General features: G+C 72.4%; 13 protein-coding genes, 1 pseudogene and 1 riboswitch. Of the genes and pseudogenes, 12 read left to right on the top strand and 2 right to left on the bottom strand.

The window, feature by feature from the left end; genetic code table 11:
- Positions 1 to 145 precede the first annotated feature (145 nt).
- Positions 146 to 961 (bottom strand): DUF4352 domain-containing protein, encoded by an 816-nt coding sequence (locus tag OG488_RS15425; RefSeq protein WP_329229694.1) that lies wholly within the window; start codon positions 959 to 961, stop codon positions 146 to 148.
- Between the two features lie 201 nt (positions 962 to 1162).
- On the opposite strand from OG488_RS15425, the gene OG488_RS15420 reads away from it, so the two are divergent.
- The 5 genes from OG488_RS15420 to OG488_RS15400 all read left to right on the top strand — a co-directional run bounded on the left by OG488_RS15420 (position 1163) and on the right by OG488_RS15400 (position 7418).
- The gene (locus OG488_RS15420) at positions 1163 to 3265 is read left to right on the top strand and encodes an N-6 DNA methylase (RefSeq protein ID WP_329229692.1); all 2103 of its coding nucleotides are present in this window, start codon (positions 1163 to 1165) and stop codon (positions 3263 to 3265) included.
- Between the two features lie 98 nt (positions 3266 to 3363).
- Positions 3364 to 4029, top strand: coding sequence for a hypothetical protein (locus tag OG488_RS15415; protein ID WP_329229691.1), 666 nt, complete (start codon positions 3364 to 3366; stop codon positions 4027 to 4029).
- Complete coding sequence (locus OG488_RS15410) at positions 4026 to 5576, top strand: serine/threonine-protein kinase (RefSeq protein ID WP_329229690.1); 1551 nt, start codon at positions 4026 to 4028, stop codon at positions 5574 to 5576. Before OG488_RS15415 ends, OG488_RS15410 begins: the two co-directional genes overlap by 4 nt.
- A 169-nt stretch (positions 5577 to 5745) precedes the next feature.
- Positions 5746 to 6402 carry a SurA N-terminal domain-containing protein gene (locus OG488_RS15405; RefSeq protein ID WP_329229688.1) on the top strand — a complete coding sequence of 219 codons (657 nt, stop codon included), beginning with the start codon at positions 5746 to 5748 and terminating at the stop codon, positions 6400 to 6402.
- Positions 6403 to 6431: 29 nt separating this feature from the next.
- Positions 6432 to 7418: a nucleoside triphosphate pyrophosphohydrolase gene (locus OG488_RS15400; RefSeq protein WP_329229687.1), complete on the top strand. Its 987-nt coding sequence runs from the start codon at positions 6432 to 6434 to the stop codon at positions 7416 to 7418.
- Positions 7419 to 7461: 43 nt separating this feature from the next.
- On the opposite strand, the gene OG488_RS15395 is transcribed toward OG488_RS15400, so the two are convergent.
- Positions 7462 to 8745: a cytochrome P450 family protein gene (locus OG488_RS15395; RefSeq protein ID WP_329229685.1), complete on the bottom strand. Its 1284-nt coding sequence runs from the start codon at positions 8743 to 8745 to the stop codon at positions 7462 to 7464.
- Between the two features lie 171 nt (positions 8746 to 8916).
- On the opposite strand from OG488_RS15395, the pseudogene OG488_RS15390 reads away from it, so the two are divergent.
- The 7 genes and pseudogenes from OG488_RS15390 to OG488_RS15360 form a co-directional block, all read left to right on the top strand.
- Positions 8917 to 9174, top strand: a pseudogene (locus OG488_RS15390) (cytochrome P450); the annotation flags it as partial.
- A gap of 105 nt (positions 9175 to 9279) precedes the next feature.
- A complete protein-coding gene (locus tag OG488_RS15385; protein WP_329229683.1) occupies positions 9280 to 10266 on the top strand; it encodes a transglycosylase family protein in 987 nt (328 codons plus the stop codon).
- Positions 10267 to 10556: 290 nt separating this feature from the next.
- Positions 10557 to 10728, top strand: a riboswitch (cyclic di-AMP (ydaO/yuaA leader).
- On the top strand, positions 10729 to 11424 hold the full coding sequence (locus OG488_RS15380; RefSeq protein WP_329229682.1) for a transglycosylase family protein: 696 nt from the start codon (positions 10729 to 10731) through the stop codon (positions 11422 to 11424). It abuts the riboswitch before it with no gap.
- Between the two features lie 317 nt (positions 11425 to 11741).
- A complete protein-coding gene (gene eno / locus OG488_RS15375; protein ID WP_329229680.1) occupies positions 11742 to 13028 on the top strand; it encodes a phosphopyruvate hydratase in 1287 nt (428 codons plus the stop codon).
- A 94-nt stretch (positions 13029 to 13122) separates the two neighbouring features.
- Positions 13123 to 13593, top strand: a complete 471-nt coding sequence (locus OG488_RS15370) for an FtsB family cell division protein (RefSeq protein ID WP_329229678.1) — start codon at positions 13123 to 13125, stop codon at positions 13591 to 13593.
- A 70-nt stretch (positions 13594 to 13663) separates the two neighbouring features.
- Positions 13664 to 14206, top strand: a complete 543-nt coding sequence (locus OG488_RS15365; RefSeq protein WP_329238671.1) for a DUF501 domain-containing protein — start codon at positions 13664 to 13666, stop codon at positions 14204 to 14206.
- Positions 14207 to 14240: 34 nt separating this feature from the next.
- On the top strand, positions 14241 to 15182 hold the full coding sequence (locus OG488_RS15360; RefSeq protein ID WP_329229676.1) for a Ppx/GppA phosphatase family protein: 942 nt from the start codon (positions 14241 to 14243) through the stop codon (positions 15180 to 15182).
- The last annotated feature ends 156 nt before the right edge of the window (positions 15183 to 15338 follow it).

Genomic DNA, 15338 nt, shown 5'->3' with positions numbered 1-15338 from the left:
CGGGCCCCGGCAGGGGCGGCGGGAGCCGGCCGGTGCGCCGGACGGGATGCCCGTAGGGCCTCCGGCCCGGACCGTGCGGTGGTCCGGAGGGGAGGCCCTGTGAGGAACGTCGCGGAGCTCGCGGTGCGGGAGGCGCGGGGGCCCGTCAGAGCTTCAGCTCCCACTGGCTCGCGTCCCACTCGAAGCCCGGGGCGACCTCGACCGTGAGGTTCTCGGCGTCGGCCGGGGTGTCGAAGGCGTACGTCGCCGTGACCTTCTTGCCCGGCAGGACCGTGCCGGTGAAGCCCTCGCCGGTCTTGTCGTCGAAGATCTGCTCGGCGTCCACGCCGTCCTCGCCGGCACGGGCGTCCACGGTGACGAGCGCCCCGTCGAACTTCTCCTTGCCCTTGTTCTCGATGACGACCGAGACCGTGTAGGCGCTGTTGCCCTTGGTGTGGCCGACCGCGAACTCACCGGGGGTGTACGAGGACGGGGTGCCGACCGTGATCTCCAGGCCGTCGTCGTACGCGGCGGAGTCGCCGCCTCTCAGGACGTCGTCCTTGCCCTCGGTGCCCCCGGCCGCTCCGCCGCCGTCGGCGGCCGGCTTCGCGGAGGCCGAACTCTCCGTCAGGGCCTTGTCGAAGTCGCTCACCGCGTCGTCCACGGCCTTGAACGTCAGGACGGCTCCGACCACCGACAGGATCAGCGCGACCAGTCCGAGCACCGCCCCGAACGTCGTCACCCCCTTGTTCGTGGCCTCTCCGCGCTTCGCGCGGCCCCGCCCGGCCAGGCCGAGGATCAGAGCGATGAGCCCGAGGATGCCCGCGAGCCAGAAGAGCAGCGGGACCAGCCCCGAGACCGTCCCGATGATGCCGAGCACGAGGGCGGAGATACCGAGGCCGTTGCGGGCGGGGCGCGTGCCCGGCGGCTGCGCCGGGACGTACGGCTGCTGGGGCTGGTGCGGCTGCGTGTACTGGGACATGGCTGTGCCCTTCCGGTGAAGACGAAGGCTGTGAGCGGGAGAATCCGCCGGGCCGGTGTGCGGTGGGTCAATAAGAACACTCGGTGTGAACCGAGTCAACACGTTAATCCGTGTGAACCGACTGTGGGGCGGGGTCGGTATGCTCACCCCCACACAGCAGGCGACGGCGACACCGACGTGCGCGGAACGGGAGACAGGCCAGTGCCGGACGACTCGACAGAGGTGACCGCGGCCGGAATCGCCAGGCTCGCGGGCGTGGGCCGCGCGGCCGTCAGCAACTGGCGTCGCCGCCACGCGGATTTCCCGAAACCTGTCGGGGGCACCGAGACCAGCCCCTCCTTCGCGCTTCCCGAGGTCGAGCAGTGGCTGCGCGACCAGGGCAAGCTCGCCGAGGTGTCGCTGCGGGAGCGGGTCTGGCAGCAGCTGGCGGGCCACCCCGACGGCACCGTCACCGCGCTCGTCCACGCGGGGTGCGCCCTCCTGCTCGTCCGGGACCGGCCCACCGCCTGGCTGGAGATCACCGCGGTGTCGGACGCCCGGATGGCCGGTGTCCTGCCGGCGGCCCTCGACCACGTGCTCGACGACCGCTTCGGCCCGGGGCGTGCGGTCCCCACACCCACGGCGGCCGCGCTCCTGCCGTCCGTCCCCCTGCTGCGCGCCGCCGCCGACCTGGCGGCGGAGGCCGGGGCCCGGCAGGCCTTCGACTTCCTCTTCGGCCGCCAGGTGGACGCCAATCCGCGTCAGTACACGCTCACACCCCCCGGTCTCGCCGAGCTGATGGCCGACCTCGCGGAACCGGCGAGGGACGCCGCCCGCAGGAGCGGCAGGCGCGGCTCACGCACGGTCCTCGACCCCGCCGCCGGGACCGGCGCCCTGCTGTGCGCCGTCGGCCGCCCGACGGCCCTGTACGCGCAGGAGGCCGACCCCGACCTGGCGGCGCTCACCGCCCTCCGCCTCGCCCTGCACCCGACGGGGAGCGGGACCGACCGGCCCACGCTCGCCGTCAGGACCGGCGACACCCTGCGCGCCGACGCGTTCCCCGGGCTCACCGTGGACACGGTCCTCTGCCATCCGCCGTTCAACGAGCGCAACTGGGGCCACGACGAACTGGCCTACGACCCGCGCTGGGAGTACGGCTTCCCCGCCCGCACCGAGTCCGAGCTCGCCTGGGTCCAGCACGCCCTCGCCCACCTCCGCGAGGGCGGCACCGCCGTCGTGCTGATGCCCCCGGCCGCCGCCTCCCGCCGCTCGGGGCGGCGGATCCGCGCCGACCTGCTGCGTCGCGGCGCCCTCCGCGCCGTCGTCGCGCTCCCGGCCGGCGCCGCGCCCCCGTACGGCATCCCGCTCCACATCTGGGTGCTGCGCAAGCCGGACGCCGAACAGCCCCCGGCGCCGGAACTGCTCCTCGTCGACACGTCGGACCCCGAGGCCGCGGGCGCGCCGTCGGGCCGCGACCGGCTGGACTGGCCGGCGGTGCGGCGCGCGGTGCTCGACGCGTGGGCCCCCTTCGACGTGCCGGGGCGCCGTGAGCCCGTCGAGGAGCGTCCCGGGACCAGCCGGGCCGTCCCCGTCATCGAACTCCTCGACGACGACGTGGACCTTGCTCCCGCCCGCCACCTCCCGCCCCCTGCCGCCGGCGGGGGCGCGGCCGAGCTGGCCCGGGTGCGGGAGCGGCTGGACGACACCCTGAAGCTGGCCGCCCGGCTCGCCCCGCCGCCCGCCGCCCCCGGCGCACCCGCACGGCGTCCCTTCACCACGGTCGCCGAACTGGCCCGCGCCGGCGCCCTGCACCTGCGCACGGGCACCGGCACCGGCACCGGGCCGGTGCTCACCGAGCACGACGTCCTCGCCGGGACGGCGCCCAGCGGTACGCCCGCCCCGCCCGCCGCGTCCCCGGAGGGCGAACCGCTCCTCCTGGAGGCGGGCGACGTCATCGTGCCCGTCCTGGGGGGCGGTTCGGTCGCCAGGGTCGTCGACGAGGCCACCGCCGGCGCCGTGCTCGGACGCAACCTCCAGCTGCTGCGCCCCGATCCGGCCGCCCTGGACCCCTGGTTCCTCGCGGGGTTCCTGCGCGGCACCGCCAACCACCGCCAGGCCAGCAGCTACGCCTCCACCGCGACGCGGCTCGACGCCCGCCGCCTCCAGGTGCCGCGGCTGCCCCTCACGGAACAGCGGCGGTACGGCGAGCAGTTCAGCGCCCTCGCCGCGTTCGAGGAGGCCCTGCGCACGGCGGGACGGCTCGGCGGACAGCTGGTGCAGGGGATGTACGACGGGCTCACGGACGGCACGGTCGCCCCGAAGTGACGTGAAGCACAACGGTTGTGCACAACCCGGGACCGGTTGTCCGTGTCGGTGTATACGCTCACTGCACACGTCCGATCCACGCCCTCCGGGAGCAGCACATGCACGGCTACGGCTATCCGCCGGAGCAGCAGCAGCCGACGCGTCGTCCGTCCTCGGCCACGCTGGTCACCCTGCGCGTGGTCTTCGTGGCGCTCGCCCTGCTGAGCTGCGGCCTCCTCGCCTGGGCGGCCATGCTGCGTCTGGCGATCGTCACCCGTAAGGCGCGCGACTGGTGGCTGTTCGGCCTCGTCATCGCCCTGAACATCGGGCTCATCGCCTACCTCGGCTCGCTGCCGGAGGAGGAAGAGGTGATGACGGACGGGCAGGCGGTCATCACCCTGTCCTGGATGCTGGTCGTCTTCGTCGGCACGGTCACCTACTACCTGTACACGGAGATACGGCACTTCGGGCCGTACGGCGGAGCGCAGGCGGGCCCGCGGGCGGGCTCCTACGCCGGCGCCGGGCCCTACGGCGGTCCGTACGGGGGGCACCCGGGGGTGTCCTCGTCCGGCGGGTACGCGTCGCGGCCGACCGTGCCCGCCCCGCCCACGGCACCCGTCCCGCCCGCCCCGTCCTACGGCTACCCGCCCGCGCCCGGGCCGGGCCCCGTCCCCGTGGCGCCGTCCGACGCGCCGAGGACCGCCCCGCCCCAGCGCCTCGACCAGGTGCGCGCCGAACTCGACGAGCTGAGCGACTACCTCCGCAAGGAGGGCGACGGACGGTGAACGGGCGTGTCATCGCCGGGCGTTACGAGCTGGCGACCATTCTCGGCCAGGGCGGCATGGGCCAGGTCTGGACGGCGTACGACCAGCGCCTGGACCGCAGGGTCGCGGTGAAACTCCTGCGCCCCGACCGGGTCGCGGGTCCCTCCGGCAGCGAGGCCGCCGACGACCTGCGCCGCCGGTTCGTCCGCGAGTGCCGGGTCACCGCGCAGGTCGACCACCCGGGCCTCGTCACCGTCCACGACGCCGGGAGCGACGGCGAGGACCTCTACCTCGTCATGCAGTACGTCGAGGGCGCCGACCTCGCCGACCACCTCGCCGAGCACGACCCCTATCCGTGGCCCTGGGCCGTGGCCGTCGCCGCCCAGCTGTGCGCGGTGCTCTCCGCCGTGCACGCCGTGCCGATCGTCCACCGGGACCTCAAGCCCCGCAACGCCATGGTGCGGCCCGACGGCACGGTCACGGTCCTCGACCTGGGCATCGCCTCCGTCATGGACACCGACACGACCCGTCTGACGCACACGGGCTCACCGATCGGCTCCCCGGCCTACATGGCCCCCGAGCAGGCGATGGGCGGCGCGGTGGGCCCGTACACCGACCTGTACGCCCTCGGTGTGCTCCTGCACGAACTCCTCAGCGGCGACGTGCCGTTCGCCGGGTCCACGGCCCTGGGCGTCCTGCACCGCCACCTCTACGAGCCGCCCCTCCCGGTCCGCCACCTCAGGCCCGAGGTCCCCGAGGCGCTGGAGGCGCTCGTCCTGCGGCTGCTCTCCAAGGACCCGCAGCACCGCCCCGCCTCCGCCCAGGAGGTCTACGAGTCCCTGCGCCCCCTGCTGCCGGCCGGCGGCGCGCCGTCCGGGCCGCTCGACCCGACCCGCCCCTTCCTCCGCCCGCACGCGCCCTGGCCCGACCGGGCGGCAGTCCCGGCGCCCGCGCCCGTCCCGCCCGTTCCCCCCGTGCCCCAGGCGCCGCCCGCGCGGCCGGACGTGGCGCGGGCCGTCGACGACGTGAAGCGGCTGCTCGGCGAGGGCCGCATCACCCAGGCCGTCGACATCCTCGGGGGGATCCTGCCGGCCGCCGCCGCGGAGCACGGCGAGCACTCGCCGGTGGTGCGGATCCTGCGCAAGCAGTACGCCGCCACGCTGATGGACGACGGCCAGTACCGCCGCGCCCTCCCCGAGCTCCGCCGCCTCGCCGACGACCGCGCCGCGGAAGCGGGTCCGGCCGACTCCCAGACCCTGCAGTTCCGTTACGACGCCGCCCAGTGCCTGGAACAGCTCGGCGAGGCGGCCTCCGCGCTCGCCGAGTACCGGGCGGTCCTCCCGTACTACGAGAACGGCTACGCGACCTCCACCGGTCCCGGCCGGGCGTTCGACATCCGGCACCGGATCGGCCACCTCCTGCTCGGGGTGGGCGACCACACGGCGGGCCGCGCCCAGCTGCAGGCCCTCCTGTACGACACGGAGCGCGCCTACGGTCCCCACCACGCCCTGCCCACGGAGCTCCGCCGCCAGCTGACCCACCACCGGGACGTACGCGGCTCGATGTGAGCCGAGGGCGGCCGAAAAGGGTGGGACGGACGGGATTTCGTCCGCGACCCCACACAGACCGGTCCGGAAATCGTTGGTCGAAGCAGTGGCCCGAATCACGTCCACTGCCTAACATCGATCACCGCAAGGCTTTGTGCACTGATGCACAAACTCTCCCCGGGAGGCTCCTTTGCACCGCCGTCGTCGCACCGCGCTCGCCCTGTCCGCCGCCACGCTCGTCGCGGCGCCGCTCCTGACCGCCTGCGGCAGCGAGGCCCATCCCGGTGCCGCGGCCGTGGTCGGCGGCGACCGGATCGACGTGGCCACGGTCCAGTCGCGGGCGGCCGACGTGCGCGACGCGCAGCAGGCGCCGGGGCAGTCCGCGGAGCTGGTGAAGAAGTCCGGGCAGCTGACGCGCGCCAAGCTGCACGGCCTGATCTTCGGGCGGGTCCTGGACCGGGCGGCGGAGGACGCGGGCGTGAGCGTCAGCCGCAAGGAGATCCAGCAGATCCGGGCGGCGGCCGCCGCGCAGTCCGGCGGTGACAAGGGCCTGCGGACGGTCATGCTGGAGCAGCGCTGGGTCGCCCCCGGCCAGATCGAGGAGGACCTGCGCCAGGAGGTCCAGCTCCCGAAGCTCGCGCAGGCCCTCGGCGCCGACCTGCAGTCCCCGGCCGGCCAGCAGGCCGTCCAGGAGGCCCTCACCAAGGCGTCGAAGTCGCTGCACATCGACGTCAACCCGCGCTACGGCAGCTGGGACGACCAGAAGGTCCAGCTCAGCACCTACGCGGCGCCGTGGATCAACCAGGTCACCCGCGCGCAGGGCCAGGAGCCCGAGCCCGGCGCCTGACCCCGGACGGCCGGGGGTAGGTTCGGGGCGTGAACGCTGAAGACCCCGGTCGTATCGTCCTGCTCACCGCCAGCCACCGGGTCGCCCCCGGTCTGCTGTCCTGGCCCGCCTGGCAGACGCTGCGGGCCGCGGACCGGGTGCTGTGCGCCGGGCGGGACCACCCGCAGCTGCCGTACCTGCGGGAGGCGGAGGTCGCCGTGGAGCACTCCGCGCCCTCGGCCGAGGAGCTCGTGGACGACTGCGCGGGCGGCCGGACCGTGGTGGTCCTGGTGGGCGGCGAGGGCGACCAGCGGCTCACCGACGGCCTGGCCCGGCTCGGCGGCTCCGGCCGGGTGCGGATGCCCGACCTGGAGCTGCTGCCCGGGTCGTACGACCTGCCCGGCGCACGCCTCCTGGATCTGGTCCAGGTCATGGACCGGATCCGGCTCACCTGCCCGTGGACCTCGCAGAAGACGCACGAGGGTCTCGCGAAGTACGCCATCGAGGAGGCGTACGAACTCGTCGAGGCCATCGAGGACGGCGACCGCGAGGAACTGCGCGAGGAGCTCGGCGACGTACTGCTCCAGGTCGTCTTCCACGCGCGCATCGCGCAGGAGGACCAGGAGGAGCCGTTCGGCATCGACGACGTCGCGGCCACCATCGTCGAGAAGCTGATCCACCGTCACCCGCACGTCTTCGGCGACGAGACCGCCGAGACCCCGGAGGACGTCCGCGCCCACTGGCTGCGGACGAAGGCGATCGAGAAGCAGCGGGAGTCGGTCACCGACGGGGTCCCGCCCGGGCAGCCCGCTCTGGCGCTCGCGGCCAAGCTCGGAAACAGGGTCCGCACGGCCGGTCTCGACGTGGAGCTCCCCGCGGGCGACGGGATCGGCCACCGGCTGCTCGCCCTCGCCGTGCGGGCCGAACAGGACGGCGTCGACCCGGAGGCCGCCCTGCGGGCCGCCGCCCGCGCCTACCGGGACGCCGTCCGGGCGGCCGAGGGGCTCGGCGGCACGGCGGATGGCGTCGAGGAGTGAAGGACAGCCCCGAAACGGCCTCCGCGCCCGACGCAGCGCCTCTTCACCGGGGAGTCGCGCCGGGGGCTCCAGGAGGCGCGCCTCCGGTCCGTCGCCCAGGAGTGAACTCCACCGGCAGCGTGCGCAGGCCGCGCATGATGAGGCCACCCCGCCATCGCAGTTCGTCGGGGCTCGTGGCCGGCTGAAGATCCGGCAGGCGATGGAACAGGGTCGCCAGCGCGGTGCGGCCCTCCAGCCGGGCGAGCGGAGCTCCGAGGCAGTAGTGGATGCCGTGCCCGTATCCGAGGTGCTGGTTGTCGCGGCGGGAGAGGTCGAGGGTGTCGGGCTCCTCGAAGCGGGCCGGATCACGGTCGGCCGCAGCGAGTACGACCAGGACCGGATCGCCCTCGCGAATGTGCTGCTCCCCGATCACCAGTGCCTCGGTGGCGTAGCGCCAGGTGGCGATCTCCACGGGGCCGTCGAAACGCAGCAGCTCCTCGACGGCGGTATCCAGGAGGGCGTGGTCGTTCAGGTCGACAGCGTTCTGGAAGACGGAGCGCTGTGCCGGGTTGCGGAAGAGCGCGTGGGCGCCGTTTCCGATCAGGTTGATGGTGGTCTCGAAACCCGCGAAGAGGATGACGAAGCACATGGCAGCGACCTCGTTCTCGCTGAGGTGCTCGCCGTGGTCGCTCGCCCGGATCAGGTCGGAGATCAGATCGTCGCCGGGGTTCTCTCTCTTGCGGTGGATCAGGTCGGCGAGATAGCTGCGGATCCTCTTCACCGACCGGGCCACGCCACCGCGAGGGCCGCCACCGTGCCGGATCATCATGCCTGCCCAGTCCCTGAAGTCGTCCTGGTCCTCGCTCGGGACTCCGAGCAGGTCGCAGATCGCGTAGATGGGCAGCGGGAACGCGAAATCGTGGATGAGGTCGGCCGTTCCCCGGTCCGCGAAGCCATCGATGAGGTGGTCTGTCAGCTCCTGTACACGCGGTGCGAACTCGGCGACCCGGCGCGGGGTGAACGCCTTGGACACGAGGCGACGCAGTCGCGTGTGATCGGGCGGGTCGATGTTCAGCAGGTGCGTCATGAGGTTGGCGCTGCGCTCCCCGGGGATGCCGGTTCTGCTCTTCCCGTGTGCGTCTTCCGCGTGGTGCGCCGGGTTCTTGGAAAGGCGGCTGTCGGCGAGGGCCTGCCGGGCATCCGCGTAGCGGGTCACCAACCAGGCCTCGACACCGCTGGGCAGCGTGGTGCGGTGCACGGGGCTGTGCTCGCGGAGCGAGGCGTACGCGGGATACGGGTCGGTGGCGAACTCCCAGGTGAAGAGTTCCGGCGACGGGGTGTGGTTCACCGGACGACGGTATCCGGCGGGCGCCTGTTGCCACCTCTCGCCCCGGCTCCGCCCGACCGGAGGGGCGGCCGCCCCGGCGGGCCCTGCTGTTCGTCACGCTGCGCCGTACCCGCCTTGCCTTGGCACGGTGCCTTTCGCGCGGCTCTTTTCGGAGATCGAGGCATCGCGCGGGATCTCGCACGGAGTGACAATCAGCACCTCGGACACGGGCACGGCATCCACTACTGCCTGGGGGCTCCGCCGGCCCGTCCGGCGGGGCGGGTGGCACTGGCGACACTGCTGCGCCGCCTTCCCGACCTGCGGCTCACCGCAGATCCTGCCGATTTGCGGTGGAGGGGCGGACTCATCATGCGTGGACTGCGCACGCTTCCGGTGGAGTTCGGACCCGGGCCCTCCGCCGAAAAAAGTGACAGCCTGTCAACTCTGTGACTTTCACGTGATCTCCGCTGCATCGACTTGTGACACACGTTCGAGTAGGGCTAGGTTCACCCCTCGACCCACCCGTCACATGTCAGTCACACGGAAGGCAATCGCATGGGCTCCGCGACCGGCAGACACCGTCGCCCTCGTCAGGCACCCGCCATCGTCGTCGCCGCAGGCGTCACAGGATCGGCCATCGCCATTCCGCTGCTCGGTGCGGGCGGCGCGCAGGCGGCCGACGCGACGACCTGGGACCGGGTCGCCGAATGCGAGAGCGGCGGCATGTGGAGTGCCGACCTCGGCAACGGCTACTACGGCGGTCTGCAGTTCTCGCAGGACACCTGGTCGGCCTACGGCGGCACGTCGTACGCGCCCCGCGCCGACCTGGCGAGCCGCTCGCAGCAGATAGCGGTGGCGGAGAAGGTGCTGGACGACAAGGGCCCGCAGGCGTGGCCCAGCTGCGCGGTGATCTCCGGTCTCGCCCTGGACGGGACGCTGCCCGGCGTCGACCCGGGCGGCGAGCCGTCCGCCGAGCCCTCGGACACCGCGACGCCGTCCGAGACCCCCTCCTCCGAGGCGAAGGACCCGGCGGACACCGCCGACGAGAAGGACACCTCGGACTCGGACGCGAAGGGCAAGGCGAGCGGGAACACGTCCGACGACACGTCCGGCAGGAGCGACGAGGCCGTCGAGTCCTCGGACACCGCGACGCCGTCCGGGACCCCCTCCGCCGAGGCCCCCGGGTCGTCCGGCGCATCGAAGGGTGACGGGACGACGAGCGGGAAGCACCGCGGCACGCCGGCTCCCGAGGCCGGTACGGAGACGGGGGCCGACGACGGGCGCGAGTCCGGCCGCCACGCCTCCCGCGGCGACTCCGACGCGCGGCAGGGCGCGGAGGGCACGTACACCGTCCGCGAGGGCGACAACCTCTGGGCCATCGCCGACGCGCAGGAGCTGACCGGTGGCTGGACCGCGCTCTACGAGGCCAACAAGGACGAGCTGGGCTCCGACCCGGACCTGATCCTTCCCGGCCAGAACCTGGACCTCGGCCTCGGGGCGGACGCGCAGGACGCTCCGGCGGAGACCGCCGCCGCCAACTGATCAAAAGCGGGAAAACACCCCGAAAACAGGGGCAGTTAAGAGACCTATGTCCACTTATGCGTAAGTGAGACATGGGTCTCTTTGCGTCAACTGCTGCGCCCCGTCCGTCCGGTCCGTCCATATTGCGTCCGACCTGCGGAAACGATCCTCGCCGCCGGGACGATACGGGCTGATTGGTCGTTATGTCCATCTTTGAATGTGGGGGTTGCGTGTGTCTACGGTCGGAGCCGCTCGCACCGCGGGCACCCTCGACCGTCACGCCGAATCCTGCCGTCGGCCGAGGGGTACCGACGCGTAAAGCGCCGTAGGCAGGAGCGGGGGAACCAGGTAGGCGCCGGACCCGGCCGTCGGAAGACGGGCGAAGGGACGGCTAGGGGTGGAGCCGCCCGCGGAAGCGGACGGCCGGGCAACTCACAGGCCCGAACCCGACAGCTCACCTCGTAGGCGTCGGTGAGGAGAACCATGCTGCTTTCCAGCAAGGGCAAGCACCGTCGCCCGTCCAAGGCCGTCCGTATCGCGACCCTGGCCGGTGTCACCGGTGCGGCCGTCGCCGTGCCGCTCATGGGCGCGACCGGTGCCTCCGCCGCCTCCGTCGACACCTGGGACGCCGTCGCCCAGTGCGAGTCCGGTGGCAACTGGTCCATCAACACCGGCAACGGTTACTACGGCGGTCTGCAGTTCTCGCAGTCCAGCTGGGCGGCCGCCGGTGGCACGCAGTACGCCGCCCGCGCCGACCTGGCCACCAAGGGCCAGCAGATAGCCGCGGCCGAGAAGCTCCTCGCCCTCCAGGGCCCGGGCGCCTGGGGCTGCGCCGGTGCCGGCGGCCTGACGAACGACGGTGTGGACCCGGGTGTCGACACCGGTTCCGGCCAGAGCGCCGACAAGGCCGAGACGAAGGCCCAGCCCGAGCGCAAGGCCGAGCAGCCCACCACGCGCAGCGAGAAGCGCACGGCCCCCGGGAAGACCGTCACCACCCCGACCGGCAAGAAGGTCGAGAAGGGTGACGGCGAGTACAAGGTGAAGGCCGGCGACACCCTCAGCAAGATCGCCGACGCGAAGAAGGTCAAGGGCGGCTGGGAGAAGCTGTTCAAGCTGAACGACGACATCGTCGACCAGGCCGACATGATCTTCCCGGGTCAGCAGCTCCACCTGAAGTAGTCGGAAACGGCCCGGGGTCCCCCTCCTGCCCCGGTGGCCCGGCCCGGCGCGCAGACCCCCCGCGCGCCGGGCCGCGGCCGTGTCCGGCACCCGTCGAAGGAGTGCCGGCGCGCGCTCACCCAGAGGTGAGCGTTCAACAGTTGTGGTTACTGGCCAGTAGAATTCTGGAGCTTTGCCCGTAATGCAGACCCTTGGGTCCTTTTTCGTCCCAGGGGACGGGCGGACGGCCGACGGAGCGGGCCGAGCCGGTTAGGCTCGTGACGCAAGGCCACAGTGACCCTGCACAACCAGTGTCAGATCCCAGAAGGAGATGCCTCGTGCCGTCCATCGACGTCGTCGTAGCCAGGGAAATCCTCGACTCCCGGGGTAACCCCACGGTCGAGGTCGAGGTTGGCCTCGACGACGGCAGCACGGGACGTGCTGCTGTTCCGTCCGGCGCCTCCACCGGCGCGTTCGAGGCCATTGAGCTTCGCGACGGTGACCCGAACCGTTACCAGGGCAAGGGCGTCGAGAAGGCCGTCCTCGCCGTGATCGAGCAGATCGGCCCGGAGCTCGTCGGCTACGACGCCACCGAGCAGCGCCTCATCGACCAGGCGATGTTCGACCTGGACGCCACCGAGAACAAGGGCTCCCTCGGCGCCAACGCCATCCTCGGTGTCTCGCTGGCCGTGGCGCACGCCGCGTCCGAGGCCTCCGACCTCCCGCTCTTCCGCTACCTCGGCGGCCCGAACGCGCACCTGCTGCCCGTTCCGATGATGAACATCCTGAACGGCGGCTCGCACGCCGACTCCAACGTGGACATCCAGGAGTTCATGATCGCGCCGATCGGCGCCGAGTCCTTCTCCGAGGCCCTTCGCTGGGGTGCGGAGATCTACCACACGCTGAAGAAGGTCCTGAAGACCAAGGGCCTGTCGACCGGTCTCGGTGACGAGGGCGGCTTCGCCCCCAACCTCGAGTCCAACCGCGCCGCCCTCGACCTCATCCTCGAGGCGGTCAAGGAGGCCGGTTACGTCCCCGGCCGCGACATCGCGCTCGCGCTCGACGTCGCCGCGTCCGAGTTCTACAAGGACGGCGTCTACGAGTTCGAGGGCAAGTCCCGCTCGGCCGCCGAGATGACCGAGTACTACGAGGAGCTCGTCTCCGCGTACCCGCTGGTCTCCATCGAGGACCCGCTGTACGAGGACGACTGGGCCGGCTGGAAGGTCATCACCGACAAGCTCGGCTCCAAGGTGCAGATCGTCGGTGACGACCTGTTCGTCACCAACCCCGAGCGCCTCGCCCGCGGTATCGAGGAGGGCTCGGCCAACGCCCTGCTCGTCAAGGTCAACCAGATCGGTTCGCTGACCGAGACCCTGGACGCCGTGGAGCTGGCCCAGCGCAACGGCTTCAAGTGCATGATGTCGCACCGTTCCGGTGAGACCGAGGACGTCACCATCGCCGACCTCGCCGTCGCCGTGAACTGCGGCCAGATCAAGACCGGCGCCCCGGCCCGCTCGGACCGTGTCGCCAAGTACAACCAGCTGCTGCGCATCGAGGAGATCCTCGACGACGCCGCGGTGTACGCCGGACGTTCGGCGTTCCCGCGCTTCCGCTTCGACGGCTGACAGCCCGAGTCCGGAGCACCAGCCTCCGTCCGTCCCCGCATCCGGTCCCGTACCGTGTGCGGGGACGGACGTGCGTAACGGGGAGGCGTGAGACATGGCCGGGAAGGACCGCGACCGGTTCTCCACCGCGACCAGGCTGCGGCTGCTCGGGGAGCAGACGGCGGCCCGCGTCTACCGGTCCCAGAACCGCCGCCAGGCCCGCCGCTCGCGGCTCACGGGCCGGGCCGCGTTCCTCGCGCTGATCGTCTGCTCGCTGGTGGTCGCGCTCGCCTACCCCATGCGGCAGTACGTCTCCCAGCGTGACCAGATCGCCGACCAGGAGAGGCTCTCCCGCGAGGCCCACCAGCGGACCGAGGAGCTGCGCGACGAGAAGGCGCGGCTCAAGGACGACGCGTACATCCGCCGTCTCGCGCGCCAGCACCTCCACTACGTGATGCCCGGCGAGACCGCCTACACGGTGGTCGACCCGGACGCGGCGGAGGTGCGCCGGGGCGAGCCGGGGGCGACGGGGCGGCCCTGGCACTCGAACCTCTGGGACGGCGTCGACAGCGCGGACCGCGAATGACCTCGCGCCCGCGCGGAGCCCCCGCCCCGCACCGATTCATACAGTCCGACCGATGACATTCAAGGCAGGCATGGACACGCCCCCTCCGCAGACCGAATCCACCACGCCCACCGACGCGGACATCGCCGCGTTCGGGCTCCAGCTCGGCCGGCCGCCGCGCGGGCTGCGCGCCATCGCGCACCGCTGCCCGTGCGGCAACCCGGACGTGGTCGAGACGCAGCCCCGTCTGGAGGACGGCACGCCGTTCCCGACGACGTACTACCTGACGTGCCCGCGTGCCGCGTCCGCGATCGGCACGCTGGAGGCCAACGGGGTCATGAGGGAGATGACCGAGCGGCTCACGACGGACCCGGAGCTGGCCGCCGCCTACCGTGCCGCGCACGAGGACTACCTCGCCCGGCGCGACGCCATCGAGGTCCTGGAGGGCTTCCCGAGCGCGGGCGGCATGCCGGACCGGGTGAAGTGCCTGCACGTCCTGGTGGGCCACTCGCTGGCCGCGGGGCCGGGGGTGAACCCGCTGGGCGACGAGGCGATCGCGATGCTGCCGGAGTGGTGGGCCAAGGGTCCGTGCGTCACACCGTGCGGCCCCGACGCCGGATCCGACGCGTCCTGACCCGGCGCGGTACCCGTACGACCACAGGAGCCCCATGACCCGCGTTGCCGCCATCGACTGCGGTACCAACTCCATCCGCCTGCTCGTCGCGGACGTGGACCCCGCCACCGGTGACTTCACCGAGCTCGACCGCCGGATGGAGATCGTCCGGCTCGGCCAGGGGGTCGACCGGACCGGCCGCCTGGCCCCCGAGGCGCTGGAGCGGACCTTCGGCGCCTGTCGCGCGTACGCGGCGGTGATCAAGGAGCTGGGCGCCGAGCGCGTCCGGTTCGTCGCCACCTCGGCCTCCCGCGACGCGGAGAACAGTGACACGTTCGTCCGCGGCGTCCTGGACATCCTGGGCGTCGAGCCCGAGGTCGTCACGGGTGCCCAGGAGGCGCAGCTCTCGTTCGACGGAGCCACGAAGGAACTGGCGGGCGGCGACCACCTGGAGAAGCCGTACCTGGTGGTGGACATCGGCGGCGGCTCCACGGAGTTCGTCGTCGGTGACGACCGTGTCCGCGCCGCGCGCTCCGTGGACATCGGCTGCGTCCGTATGACGGAGCGTCATCTCGTCCTCGACGGGGCCGCCGTGGATCCGCCCACGCCCGACCGGGTCGCCGCGATCCGCGCGGACATCGGCTCCGCGCTGGATCTGGCCGAGGAGACCGTGCCGCTCGCCTCGGCGGCGACGCTCGTCGGCCTGGCCGGGACGGTCACCACCGTGGCCGCGATCGCGCTCGGGCTCGAGGAGTACGACTCCGAGGCGATCCACCACTCCCGCGTCTCCCTGGAGCGGGTCAGGGAGATCACCGAGCGGCTGCTGGCCTCGACGCACGAGGAGCGCGCGGCGATCCCCGCGATGCACCCGGGGCGGGTCGACGTGATCGCCTCGGGCGCGCTCGTCCTGCTCGCCGTGATGGAGCGGAGCGGAGCCCGGGAGGTCGTGGTCAGCGAGCACGACATTCTGGACGGGATCGCCTGGTCCGCCGCCTGATCACAGGGCGCCGACGGGCGCGGTGAGATGCTGCTCAAACGCATTCCGGCCTGCACCTTTGAGCTCGGCGAGACCCCTCCGGACCTGTCCGGAGGGGTCTTTCGCGAGGCGCCGCGGGAAACTTCGTGAACTTCTTCACAAGGAATTCGGTCCCTC

The sequence above is a fragment of the Streptomyces sp. NBC_01460 genome (genome assembly GCF_036227405.1).
Taxonomy (GTDB): domain Bacteria; phylum Actinomycetota; class Actinomycetes; order Streptomycetales; family Streptomycetaceae; genus Streptomyces.
This window is presented reverse-complemented; position numbering and strand designations above follow the sequence as displayed.